This is a genomic window from Sulfurospirillum barnesii SES-3 (genome assembly GCF_000265295.1).
GTDB lineage: Bacteria > Campylobacterota > Campylobacteria > Campylobacterales > Sulfurospirillaceae > Sulfurospirillum > Sulfurospirillum barnesii.
The window spans coordinates 1,022,371-1,034,234 of record NC_018002.1 but is presented as its reverse complement, the minus strand read 5'-3'; the positions used below and the strand labels follow the sequence as shown (position 1 = coordinate 1,034,234).

At 40.5% G+C, this 11,864-nt stretch carries 12 protein-coding genes and 1 pseudogene; 12 read left to right on the top strand and 1 reads right to left on the bottom strand.

Annotation, left to right across the window (positions count from 1 at the left end):
• Nucleotides 1-44 precede the first annotated feature (44 nt).
• Together SULBA_RS05280 and SULBA_RS05275 are read left to right on the top strand one after the other, a co-directional pair.
• Nucleotides 45-1,664, top strand: coding sequence for an L-lactate permease (locus SULBA_RS05280; RefSeq protein ID WP_014769242.1), 1,620 nt, complete (start codon nucleotides 45-47; stop codon nucleotides 1,662-1,664).
• Entirely contained in the window at nucleotides 1,664-2,518 is an 855-nt protein-coding gene (locus SULBA_RS05275) for a helix-turn-helix transcriptional regulator (RefSeq protein WP_014769241.1), read from the top strand. Before SULBA_RS05280 ends, SULBA_RS05275 begins: the two co-directional genes overlap by 1 nt.
• Before the next feature lie 14 nt (nucleotides 2,519-2,532).
• On the opposite strand, the pseudogene SULBA_RS05270 reads toward SULBA_RS05275, so the two are convergent.
• Nucleotides 2,533-3,734, bottom strand: a pseudogene (locus tag SULBA_RS05270) (IS256 family transposase).
• Between the two features lie 369 nt (nucleotides 3,735-4,103).
• Between SULBA_RS05270 and SULBA_RS05265 the strand changes: the two are divergent.
• From SULBA_RS05265 to SULBA_RS05220, 10 genes are all read left to right on the top strand, one after another.
• Nucleotides 4,104-5,231 carry an aminotransferase class I/II-fold pyridoxal phosphate-dependent enzyme gene (locus tag SULBA_RS05265; RefSeq protein WP_014769240.1) on the top strand — a complete coding sequence of 376 codons (1,128 nt, stop codon included), beginning with the start codon at nucleotides 4,104-4,106 and terminating at the stop codon, nucleotides 5,229-5,231.
• Nucleotides 5,221-5,691: an FKBP-type peptidyl-prolyl cis-trans isomerase gene (locus SULBA_RS05260; RefSeq protein WP_014769239.1), complete on the top strand. Its 471-nt coding sequence runs from the start codon at nucleotides 5,221-5,223 to the stop codon at nucleotides 5,689-5,691. The genes SULBA_RS05265 and SULBA_RS05260 overlap by 11 nt, the downstream gene beginning before the upstream one ends.
• A 218-nt stretch (nucleotides 5,692-5,909) precedes the next feature.
• Complete coding sequence (locus SULBA_RS05255) at nucleotides 5,910-6,323, top strand: NADH-quinone oxidoreductase subunit B family protein (protein WP_014769238.1); 414 nt, start codon at nucleotides 5,910-5,912, stop codon at nucleotides 6,321-6,323.
• Nucleotides 6,320-6,745: a 4Fe-4S binding protein gene (locus SULBA_RS05250; protein ID WP_014769237.1), complete on the top strand. Its 426-nt coding sequence runs from the start codon at nucleotides 6,320-6,322 to the stop codon at nucleotides 6,743-6,745. The genes SULBA_RS05255 and SULBA_RS05250 overlap by 4 nt, the downstream gene beginning before the upstream one ends.
• Nucleotides 6,746-7,240, top strand: coding sequence for an NADH-quinone oxidoreductase subunit C (locus SULBA_RS05245; RefSeq protein WP_014769236.1), 495 nt, complete (start codon nucleotides 6,746-6,748; stop codon nucleotides 7,238-7,240).
• A complete protein-coding gene (locus SULBA_RS05240) occupies nucleotides 7,233-8,321 on the top strand; it encodes a hydrogenase large subunit (RefSeq protein ID WP_014769235.1) in 1,089 nt (362 codons plus the stop codon). Before SULBA_RS05245 ends, SULBA_RS05240 begins: the two co-directional genes overlap by 8 nt.
• A 1-nt stretch (nucleotide 8,322) precedes the next feature.
• A complete protein-coding gene (locus SULBA_RS05235; RefSeq protein ID WP_014769234.1) occupies nucleotides 8,323-8,796 on the top strand; it encodes a 4Fe-4S dicluster domain-containing protein in 474 nt (157 codons plus the stop codon).
• Nucleotides 8,797-8,801: 5 nt separating this feature from the next.
• Entirely contained in the window at nucleotides 8,802-9,164 is a 363-nt protein-coding gene (gene hypA / locus SULBA_RS05230) for a hydrogenase maturation nickel metallochaperone HypA (RefSeq protein ID WP_014769233.1), read from the top strand.
• Nucleotides 9,151-10,575: a glutamate synthase subunit beta gene (locus tag SULBA_RS05225; protein WP_014769232.1), complete on the top strand. Its 1,425-nt coding sequence runs from the start codon at nucleotides 9,151-9,153 to the stop codon at nucleotides 10,573-10,575. Before hypA ends, SULBA_RS05225 begins: the two co-directional genes overlap by 14 nt.
• A gap of 56 nt (nucleotides 10,576-10,631) precedes the next feature.
• Entirely contained in the window at nucleotides 10,632-11,609 is a 978-nt protein-coding gene (locus tag SULBA_RS05220) for a calcium/sodium antiporter (protein WP_014769231.1), read from the top strand.
• Nucleotides 11,610-11,864: the final 255 nt, after the last annotated feature.

Here is an 11,864-nt window from a genome sequence, read left to right as displayed (position 1 = left end):
GAAATATTAAAGATTTGAAACATATTTTAAGGAGTTGATACACTATGAATAGTATAGAGCAATATAAAAAAAGAAAAAATATTTTGAAAGATAAAAATAGTGTTTCTTTAAAACCCGTTAATTTTGATATTGTTAATCAACTTGTGTCTTCAAAAGTAGATTTAAATCTAATCAAAGAAATAACTAAGACAATGGAAGACCATTATCATTTTGAAGATAATTTTGCGGTAACGCAAGAAGAAGCAAAAGAATTTTTAGAACAATTTAAAAAAGATTTTAACCAAGCTAGATTTGATAAATTAATTATTGATTGTAAAAAAGATGTGATTCATTCTATCGTAACTCCATTTGGACTTGGGAAAATTGTTGCTGCTTATGATAAAGCTGGAGGTAATGTTGATACTGTCTATAATGTTCGAAATGGCATATATGCTACTGTAGCTGAAGAGGAAGTTTACAAAAATAGAGGTGAATACAATAGTAATGAATACCATAAAGATTCAAGTTATATAAAGACAAATGCGCAATATTCTGATCATAGGAAGAAAGGTGAAGCTAAAGATTATATGACAGGGGCACAATTAGACCAACATCAAAGTCACGATTTAGATCATATAAAATCTGCTAACGAAATACATGATGATGCTGGGAGAGTTCTAGCTGAAATTAAGGGAACCGAACTTGCAAATACAGAGACAAATCTGAAACCAACAACTGCTAAAAATAATCGTTCTAAAAAAGCCGACCCAATGGAGGTTTTTTTAGCTAAAAAAAATGAAAAACTAAAAAAAATAAAAGAGTTAGAATCAAAAGATAATTTATCTCCTCAAGAAAAAAAAGAATTAGAAAATATTAAAACATTAGCAAAAATTGATGATGAAAAAGCACGAGAAGCAGACAAAAAAGCACGAGAAGAAATAGATAAAAAGATAAATGGCGATTATTACGGAAGTAAAAAATTTATTGGGAATACTGCGATTACGGGTCTCAACGAAGGCTCTAAAATGGGTATGCAACAAGCTATCGGGCTTGTTATGACTGAATTTTTCACCGCTCTTTTCGATGAGATATTAGATATATACAAAAATGGTTTTTCTGCTGGATTTGATGATGATAAATTTTTAACTATTTTAAAAAAGAGACTCAAAACAATTGCTAAAAAGATAAAAGCCAAGTGGAAAGATGTAGCGATTGCTTTTAAAGACGGTTTCATTTCAGGATTTATCTCTAATCTTGTAACAACGGTTACCAATATGTTTGTAACAACAGCAAAAAGGGTAATAAGAATTATTCGAGAAGGAATTTATTCTTTGTTTAAGGCTATAAAATTACTCATTTTTCCACCAGAGAATATGACTTATGAAGAAGCGATGCACGAAGCTAAAAAAATCATTGCAAGCGGTTTGATCGTCACTTTAGGAGTCATAGCAGAAGAGTATATCGAAAAATTTCTCGCCTCAACTGGGGCATTGGCTCCCTTTTCAAGTACATTAACAGCAATTTTTGTAGGTGCTATTACAGGGCTTGCTATCACAATGACGGTTTATTATCTTGATAAACGCAAAAATGACAAAGATGCAATTAAGGCATTAATGACTCAAGTAGAGAATAGTATAGCCAATGGTGAAGCTTTACTTGCTAAACTAAATCTAGGCTATGCTTAATGAATGAACATGATAAAATCGCTACAAGATTAGCATTAATCCTTCAAAAATTAGTTTCAAAAGAGAGATTTACAATTGAAGAGCTATGTGAAGAGTTCAATGTCAATAAGCGAACCATTCAAAGAGATATAAATGAACGGCTTGCATTTTTACCTATAAAAAAAGAAAATGGGTTTTACTTTGCTGAGTCTTTTACATTTGGAGATCTAAGCTTTAAAGATATTCAGGCATTTGCTACATTATGTGGGATTAAGTCACTCTATCCTGCACTCACAAACGAGTTTATCGTCGATCTCTTAAATATCAAAACAAGTCAAGCCTATCTTATTAAATCCTTCAACCATGAAAGTATTACAAACCAACAGAAATCTTTTGAAGCCATCTCCGCATGGATTTTAAAACACCAACAAATCTCATGTACTTATAAAAATAAACAAAGAGTTTTAAACCCTTACAAGCTTGTCAATATCAATGGTATTTGGTATTTGGGTGCAGATGAAGATGGTACTTTCAAAACATTTACTTTTTCAAAAATGACCAATCTAAAATTTTTAGATACACAATTTTCAGAAAATCCTGAATTTCTAGAACTTCTTAGAAAAAATGAAATCACGTGGTTTTCTAATAGTACATTTGATGCAACCTTGCAAATCAATGCCAATGTAGCCGAATATTTTTTTAGAAGAGCACTGCTACCTAACCAAAAAATTATAGAGCAAAATGATGAGTATCTCATTCTTTCTACAAAAGTATCTTATGAAGATGAACTTTTTAGCATCGTCAAATATTGGTTACCACATATAAAAATTTTACAACCAAGGGAGTGTTCAAAAATCTGTGTCAGCACCAAGTAGTTCCTAAAATTGTATCATAAATTTAAAGCCTTGTTGAGTCTACCCTCGAAATAAATTGAGAGTTGTGAGAGGGTTAGACTCCAATTTCGTATAGGCATTGTCCATTTTTTTTCTGCATTTTTAATACCCATAAAAAGAAGTTTGAGTAAGCTATCATCATTTGGAAAAGCCCCTTTAGTCTTTGTCAATGTTCTAAACTGGCGATGAACGGATTCAATAATATTGGTGGTATAAATAACACGTCTAATATCTTCAGGGTACTGAAAATACAGTGAGAGGTTATCCCATTTGTTGCGCCATGATTGAAAAACAATAGGGTATTTTTACCCCATTTTTCTTCCAGTTTATCCAGTTCATTTTCAGCTTCTTCTTTGGAAAATGCTTGATAGACTGCTTTAAGTTCACTAGCAAATTGCTTTTGATTGATTGAGCCTATAAACCTGAGGGAATTGCGTATTTGATGGACGATACACAGCTGAACTTCTGTATTGGGAAATACTGAGTTAATCGCTTCAGGAAATCCTTTAAGTCCATCGACTGAGGCAATCAATATATCTTTCACTCCACGGTTTTGCAGATCTGTGAGCACTTGTAACCAGAACTTTGCTCCTTCACTTTCACCTAAATAAAGACCTAATATCTCTTTTTTACCATCGGTTTTAACACCAAGCACGGTATAAAATGCTTTGGAAATATATTTGCCTTCATCTTTCACTTTATAGTGAATGGCATCTAAGAATATAAAGGGATACAGCTCTTCCAAGGGGCGAACGCGCCACTCTTGTAACATGGGTAGGATTTTATCGGTTACGGCGCTTATGGTGGCTTTAGAGAAGCCTACACCGTATATTTCTTCAATAAGGTCAACTATTTGGCTATAACTGTTGCCAAGGGCATAGAGTGAGAGTATCTTTTGCTCTATTTGATCCGACATATGGGTTTGATTTTTCTTCACGATTTGAGGCTCGAATCTACCAGTTCGATCTCTTGGAACATCGAGTTCGAAGTTACCTACTTCACTCTTCATTGTTTTAGAGCTAAATCCATTTTTACGATTCTTTTGCAAATCTTGGGTAAGGTGCGATTCTATCTCTGCTTGAAGTGCTGCTTCTGTTAGTTGTTTAATAAGAGGAGCCAGTGCTCCATCTTTCCCTCCAAGGGCTTTGCCCTCACGTATGTGCTGTAATATTGCCTCTGTGTCTATCTGAAATTCCATCGTTCAATCCTTGTGTATTTGAAATACTACCTGATTGACACAGAATTTCTAACGCTCCCACAACCAACGAATTTACAAGCCAAATTTGAAAGAATTTTAAAAGATTATTTAACATTTCCTTCACCCAACTAAAAACCCTTTATGTTTTTTAACCAATGCCTTGTATAGAACCTCAATCCTCTGGTATTTGTTCTATTCTTTTATAATTGGGGTTGTTCTTTCCCTCCATGATTTTTTTAATATCTGAAGAGTTATCTAAATTATCAAAAATCTTTACTCCTTTTCATATATTTAACCAATGCAAAAGTCAATGTTATTTTGTATCTCATTGAAAATCAAGCTATAATCCCATCAAAAAAAGGTCGGTGTGTGCGTTGTGAAAAAATGAGCTCTTTTATTGTGATGGACATCGTCAAAGAGGCGGAGAAATATGCAGATGCGATTCATTTTGAAATCGGACAACCCGACCTTCCTCCCTCACCCAACGTGAAAAATGCTTTACATGTAAGCATTGATGAGAACCGCTTTTCGTATACGCAAAGTCATGGGCTTGTGGCACTGCGTGAGAAAATCAAATCCCACTACGCCACAACCTACGGTGTTCACATTGACATCGAGCAGATTTTTCTCACCCCTGGAACCAGTGGGGCATTTTTGATTGCTTATGCACTCACTTTAGGCAAAGATGCCACGCTAGGATTTAGCGACCCATCTTATCCGTGTTATAAAAACTTTGCTTATCTCTTAGACATCAAACCGCTTTTTATGCCCATTGGAAAAGCGGATAATTTTGAATTACATGTAAAGCATTTAGAGCCTCATACACTTGACGCCTTGCAAATCTCCTCCCCTGCCAATCCTACGGGAAATATCTACGATGCCAAAAACCTTGAAGCGCTTGTGGCGTATTGTGAAAGTAAAAACATAGCCTTTATCTCCGATGAGCTTTACCACGGCTTAACCTATGAAAAAGAGGCTAACTGTGCTTTGGAGTTTGGAGACAAAAACGTCTATGTTATCAACGGTTTTTCAAAATATTACTGCCTTCCAGGTCAGCGTTTGGGCTGGGTCATCGTTCCAAAAGAAAAAATTCGCCATGCCGAGATGGTCGCACAAAACCTCTTCATCTCCGCCCCTACCCTCTCCCAATACGGCGCACTCGAAGCCTTTGATGAGGCGTATTTAGCAGAAGTTAAAGAGGAGTTTCAAAAACGCCGAGACTATCTTTACAAAGAACTCTCAGAACTTTTCGACATCGACGCCAAACCTGAGGGGGCATTTTACATCTGGGCAAACATCTCACACTACTCAAACGACAGTTTTGCTTTTGCCAAAGAGCTTTTAGAGAAGATTCACATCGCTACCACACCAGGGGTTGATTTTGGAAGCAATGGAACAAGTCACTATCTGCGTTTTGCTTACACGAGGAACATCGAACACATGGCTGAGGGCATTCAAAGACTCAAAAACTATTTAAAGGAAAAAAATGAAAATTAGTAAAAACAGCGTGGTGACCTTAAGTTACCGAGTGGTCGATAAAAAAGGCAACCCCTTAGACACAGGTGATGAACCACTGGTTTATTTGCATGGCGGATACGGCGATATTTTCGCAAAAGTGGAAAAAGCGCTTGAGGGTAAAAGTGTTGGTGATGAAGTCGAAGTAACATTGCTTGCCAAAGAGTCGTTTGGTGAGTTTGATGAGAATTTGATTGTGACACAGCCTCGTAGTGAGTTTGATGAGCACATCCATGAGGGTGAGCAATTTGAAGAAATCATCGAAGATGAGTTGAGCGGCGAAGAAGAGAGTATTATCTACCTCGTCAAAGAAGTGACACCTGAGCATGTTGTTTTAGATGGAAACCACCCTTTTGCAGGCACTGATGTTGTGTTTCATGCAGTTGTTGCGGATGTAAGAAAAGCCAACAAAGAAGAAATAGAGTGCCAATACGCACGTTAAAATCTCTTTACATGTAAGGAAGTTTTCTTCCTTACCTCTTGTTTACAAACACCCCATAAAATATTCCTAATCAAATAAGGCATAGTGCATCACGTGAGGTAAACTTTTTTGATAGGCATCTTCCCAATTCTTTGATTATTGTGTTACAATACAAACTTTAAATAAGTCTTTACTTATAAAATTAATTTTAATAAAAAATATACCCAAAGAGACCCTTTATGGTAGATACTATGAACGTTTATCGCATCAATGCAGGTTCTTGTAATGGCTGTGATGTCGAGCTTTTGGCGAGTATCCTTGTTCCCAAATTTGGCTTTGACACGCTTCATTGCACCTACACCAACACACCTGAAGAGGCACATATTGTCATCGTCACGGGTTCCATCACCACACGCTCCAAACCTTTTTTAGAAGCCACGCTCAAACGGTTACCTCCTAAAAAAGTGGTGGTCGCCATGGGAATATGCCCGATCACGGGCGGTGTGTTTCGTGATAGCTACTCTATAGAGGGTCCATTGGATCGCTTCGTGGATGTGGATGTCAACATCGCTGGCTGTCCGCCCTCACCGCAGAGCATTGTTGATGGACTCATTAAAGCCTGTGCACTTTGGAAAGAGAAGGTGAGCGCATGAATGCCTACAAAGGAAAAATCACGTTTGATAAAGAGCAGTGTGTTCTGTGCCAAACCTGTGCCTTTGTCTGCCCTGCTGGTGCGATCAACATCACCTGTGTCGAGCCACAAAAGAGCTATGACTTCATCATCTGGCACAACACCTGTACCGTGTGTGGCAACTGTACCTATTTTTGTCCCACAGGTGCGATCACGTTAAGCAACACGCTAGCCGAAGCAACACCCCAAAGTGAAAAATACACCTCGATTACGGCTAATATAGTCGAATATGGTGAATGCCCAAACTGCCATGAACCGATGATAAACGTTCCTTTAACGATGCTCAAAAGAAGCTTTAAGACAATAAGCGAACCTATTACCTCTCTTTTTAAACTCTGCCCTAAATGCAGACGTGACCATACATTTGAAAGAAGAGTCCTTTAAATGAAATCTTTACATGTAAAACTCAATGACGCTCTTAACACCCTAAAATTAGGTTGTCATTTTGATCTTCAAGGTGATAGCCTTTGGTGCGAAATAGACGATAAAAACCTGCTTTTAAGCCTTGCAGAGATCCTTCAAACGATGAACGCACGGGTCTGTATGATCACTGCGTATCAAAAAGGTGAGGCGCATGAACTGGTCTATCACTTCGACCTTGATGGCATGATGCTCAATGTCAAACTGCACATCAACGACAAAAGCGTTCCCTCCATCACACCACTGTTTAAAAGTGCGGACTGGACGGAGCGGGAACTTTCCGAAATCTATGGCATAGCTATCCTCAATCACCCCAACCCCAAACGCCTTTTTCTCGATGAAGCGATTAAAGAGGCTGTTTTAAGCGAGTACTATTCACTCTCTTCCGCCATGAGTGGCAAAGTCAGCCAAGCACTTTGGAGCAGAGTTAAAGCAGAAGAAGGAAGCAACCGTGGATAACACTAAAGTCATTTTAGGACCATTTGATGTGGCACTCGAAGAGCCCGTTTATTTTAAAATTGAGCCCAACAGTGATGGCAAAACGATCAAAACGGTTGATATGATCAACGGTTTTGTTCACCGTGGCATCGAATCTATCGTACTTCAACGAAATTTTTTGCAAAATCTTATCATCACCGAAAAAGTCTGCGCACTCTGTTCCAACAACCACCCCTTTACCTACTGCATGGCGGTGGAGAAGATCGCAGGACTGAGACTGCCTGAGCGCGCCCTTTACCTTCGTGTCGTCGCCGATGAGATCAAGCGCATCGCAAGCCACCTTTTTAACCTTGGCATGCTTTCACATCTCATTCACAACAAAGCATTGATGACACAGTTTTTGGAGGCACGTGAGGATTTTCAAGACCTCAAAGAAGCCATTTGGGGCAATCGCATGGACTTAAGTGCCAACACCATTGGTGGCGTGAAGTTTGATCTAGACGCCACACTGATCGCTTCCATCAAAACGACACTGGATAAGAACAAAAGCAAAATCGAAGCGTTTATCGCTCTGTTTGAAACCGATGCAACGCTTATCTCCAGACTTTCTGGTGTAGGTGTTTTAGGCTACGAAGACGCTCTCAGACTGGGCGTTGTAGGCCCTGTGGCACGTGCAAGCGGTGTCAATAACGATGTACGAAAACGCGCTCCTTATGCTGCGTATGACCAACTTTCGTTTGATGTCGTGCTTCAACAAGATGGCGATGTGCTCTCTCGTGCGAAAGTGAGACTGTATGAAATTTTAGAATCCATGAAACTGCTTCACCAAGCGCTGGATGCCTTACCAACGGGAGAAATTGTGCTTCCAACACGCACACTCATTCCAGAAGGCGAAGCGATCTCTCGCACCGAAGCACCACGTGGTGAGCTCGTTTATTACCTCAAAACCAATGGCACCCAAAAGCCTGAGCGAATGAAGTGGAGAGTTCCCACCTACATGAACTGGGAAGCGCTCAAAGTGATGATGCCCAACAATAGCATTGACGATGTTGCCCTGATTTTTAACAGCATTGATCCGTGTATCTCCTGTACCGAGCGTTAAGATGAGACATCGATTTATTTTAGCCGATAGCACCAAATGTGTGGGGTGTTTGAGTTGTGAGTTAGCCTGTGCTGCTAGTTACCAAGGCATTGCTTTTGAGGAAGCCTACACCACGAAGTTACCGCTTATTTCACGCAATCGTGTGGTAAAGATGGAGACCAAAACCGCTCCGCTTCAGTGTATGCACTGCGAAGATGCTCCTTGTGCAACGATTTGTCCGCATGGCGTCATTGAGCGGATGGATGGGTTTATCAAACTGCATGAAGAAGCGTGTGTGGGGTGTGGCTGCTGTTCGCTCATCTGCCCGTATGGCGCGATTCGTATGATCCAAAAAGAAGACCGCAGGGTCGCTGTAAAATGCAATCTCTGCTTTAGCCATCCACAAGGGCCTTCGTGCGTGCGTGTCTGCACCACCGATGCGATTCGTCTGGTTGATTACGATACGTTTGAAACGCTTATGGCAGCCAAAGGCTAAGGGTTATGCACGAGTATTCCATCGTCGCTTCACTCATTGATGTGTGTGAAAAAGAGGCGAAAAAGCACCATGCCAAGGCAATTAAACGTCTTGAAATTCGTGTGGGAAGACTCAGTGGCATTGAAATTCATTTTTTGGAACAGTGTTTTGACACCTTTAAAGAAGGGACCATCTGCCACGATGCCACACTCGTTGTTGAGCTGTGCGACGTGGTGCTTCTGTGCGCTTCGTGTCATGAGCAAAGTGTCGTGAGTGAGAACCATTTTATCTGCCCCAAATGTCACAGCGAGGACGTCTCCATGATAGGTGGGCAAGAGTTACATGTAAAGAGTATAGAAATCATCGAGGATGAACATGAGAGACTATAAAACAATCGCAAAAGCCTATCCAAAAAAACGCCCTGCGCAGGAACGCGTTGAGGATTATTACCCCATTTATCATAATTTTGAAGAGAGCGAAGCCAAGGCGCAGGCGAGTCGTTGTCTGCAATGCCCGATTGATCTTTTGCGTGGACTTGAGAGTGAATTTAAGTTCTGTCGCACAGGCTGTCCACTCAATAACAACATCCCAAGATGGCTTAAAAAAACCTATGAAAATGACTACTTAGGAGCGTTTGAGCTCTCCAATGCACGCTCTCCTTTTCCTGAAATACTCGGTCGTGTTTGTCCTAAAAAAGGGCTGTGTGAGAGTTCATGTACGCTGGAGAAAACAGAGTACCATGCCGTTTCCATCGGCAATGTGGAAGTCTTTCTCAATGAAAAAGCGTACGAACAAGGCGCCATTCCCGATTACGGTCAAGCGGAGGGTCGAAAGTTCAAAGTCGCCGTTGTGGGCAGTGGTCCTGCGAGTTTGAGCTGTGCGACGTTTTTGCTTCGTTCCAACATCGAAGTCGAACTGTATGAGCGCGAAAACCGAGTGGGCGGGCTTTTGATGTACGGCATTCCTAACTTTAAACTACCCAAAAGTGTCATCTTGCGACGTTTTGAGTGGATGAAAGCAGCTGGTATGAAAGTGCATCTAAACACCGAAGTGGGAAAAGATGTGAGCCTCAGCGAGCTTCAAGAGAAGTTTGATGCCGTCTTTTTGGGACTAGGTGTGCCTAAAGGTCGCAGTGCCGATATGGAAAATGAAGATGCAAACGGTGTGCATCAAGTCATGACCCTTCTTACCCAAACGCAAAAAAATCTTTTCGACCATGCCCTTCAAAAATCAGTTTTACGCAACAAACACGTCGTCGTCATCGGTGGTGGCGACTCTGCGATGGATGCGCTTCGCACCGCCATTCGTCATCATGCTAAAAGTGTGACCTGTGTCTACCGAAGGGATGAGAAAAGTATGCCTGGAAGCCCTGCTGAAGTCCTTAACGCTAAAGAAGAAGGGGTACAGTTTATCTTTAACGCCTTGCCCAAAAAAGCGCTCGTGGATGAAGAGCATCGTGTCATTGGACTTGAAATTATGGAAACCTATACCGATGAAAACAAGAAATTGCAAACCAAACCACAGAGCCTTCAAACCTTACCTGCGGATAGCATCATTTTAGCCCTTGGTTTTGAAGCCAAACATTTTAGCTTTTACGATGAACTCAACCTCGCTGTTGGTCGTTCAAACACGCTTATCGTCGATGAAAACAAAGAGACCTCCCATCCGTTCATCTTCGCAGGTGGCGATGTGGTGAGAGGCGCAAACCTCGTTGTGAACGCAGCCCTTGATGGCAGAACCGCCGCTGTAGCGATTGCCCGAAAATTGGGCGTTGTGGAAGATCAAAAGCTTTACATGTAAAGAATCTTTAGCAAAAAAAGGTAAAATACACTTCATTTTATCTCACAGGATTTTTTATGCTTCTTTTTTCGTTAGCGCTTCTTTTAGGTCTTATTTTACTTGTCTGGAGTGCCGATAAATTTGTCGATGGCGCAACCGCACTTGCTCTCAATCTTGGTATGCCAACCCTACTCATTGGAATTTTAATTGTTGGTTTTGGCACAAGTGCCCCTGAAATCGCCGTCTCTTCTATTGCCGCATTTAATGGCACACCTGCTCTTGCAATGGGCAATGCACTGGGCTCAAATATTGCCAACATTGGTCTTATTTTAGGCATTAGCGCACTTATTGTGCCTATTGCACTGCACTCCAATGTCGTGAAAAAAAATATTTTGCTCTCCCTTGGCATTACCCTCCTCTCAGGCTACATGCTTTTTGATGCAACCTTAAGTCTCATTGAGGGTATAGTGCTTTTGGTGGCATTATTTGGCTTTATTGGGTGGACAATCCGAAGTGGGCTTAAAACACGACGGGATAAATTCATTCATGAGATTGAAGATGAAATTTTTCAAAAAACGATGAGCCTGCCTAAAAGTATTGTTTTGCTTCTCATAGGATTAGTGCTTTTGGTGGGAAGCTCTCAACTGCTCGTGTGGGGAGCCGTTGGCATTGCTACGATACTTGGGGTCAGCGATTTGATTATTGGGTTAACCATTGTTGCGGTTGGAACATCTTTGCCAGAATTGGCTACGTCTATTGCCGCTGTTAAAAAAGGAGAGTCTGATATTGCCATTGGAAACGTGGTCGGTTCAAATATTTTCAACATTCTAGCGGTTATGGGAGTTGCGGCTACCATTGCACCTGATTATGTGATTGCGCCTGAAATTTTTTACCGAGATTGGGGTGTCATGTTTATGATGAGTTTTGCACTCTTTTTTATGGCATACGGCGGAAAACATGAAAAAAATCGAATTGGCGTTGAAAAAGGAGCTGTTTTACTTTTAGGCTATGTGGTTTACACGCTCTATTTAGTCATGGGAGCCCTTTACATGTAAGCACCTATACGCTTACATGTAAGACCAACATACCATCCCAACCTACCTTAACTCTTTTCTCTTTGATGCATTACTCTTGTCTTCACTCACGAATGGGTACTTTCGTAATGAATAAAAGCATTATTTCCTTATTGTTCAAAAAAACCCCACAATCTTCAAAATAAGAGTATAGTAGGAGCAGTAGATGAACTTCTAAACTCCATAAAATACTCACAACACTTTATGTTACAACACTCTACCTCGTATCGACAGTCC

Coding starts and splice junctions, on each gene's coding strand:
- SULBA_RS05225 (WP_014769232.1), top strand. CDS start 9,151: ATGAGAGACTATAAAACAATCGCAAAAGCCTATCCAAAAAAACGCCCT.
- SULBA_RS05250 (WP_014769237.1), top strand. CDS start 6,320: ATGAATGCCTACAAAGGAAAAATCACGTTTGATAAAGAGCAGTGTGTT.
- SULBA_RS05260 (WP_014769239.1), top strand. CDS start 5,221: ATGAAAATTAGTAAAAACAGCGTGGTGACCTTAAGTTACCGAGTGGTC.
- SULBA_RS05255 (WP_014769238.1), top strand. CDS start 5,910: ATGGTAGATACTATGAACGTTTATCGCATCAATGCAGGTTCTTGTAAT.
- SULBA_RS05245 (WP_014769236.1), top strand. CDS start 6,746: ATGAAATCTTTACATGTAAAACTCAATGACGCTCTTAACACCCTAAAA.
- SULBA_RS05235 (WP_014769234.1), top strand. CDS start 8,323: ATGAGACATCGATTTATTTTAGCCGATAGCACCAAATGTGTGGGGTGT.
- hypA (WP_014769233.1), top strand. CDS start 8,802: ATGCACGAGTATTCCATCGTCGCTTCACTCATTGATGTGTGTGAAAAA.
- SULBA_RS05275 (WP_014769241.1), top strand. CDS start 1,664: ATGAATGAACATGATAAAATCGCTACAAGATTAGCATTAATCCTTCAA.
- SULBA_RS05280 (WP_014769242.1), top strand. CDS start 45: ATGAATAGTATAGAGCAATATAAAAAAAGAAAAAATATTTTGAAAGAT.
- SULBA_RS05220 (WP_014769231.1), top strand. CDS start 10,632: ATGCTTCTTTTTTCGTTAGCGCTTCTTTTAGGTCTTATTTTACTTGTC.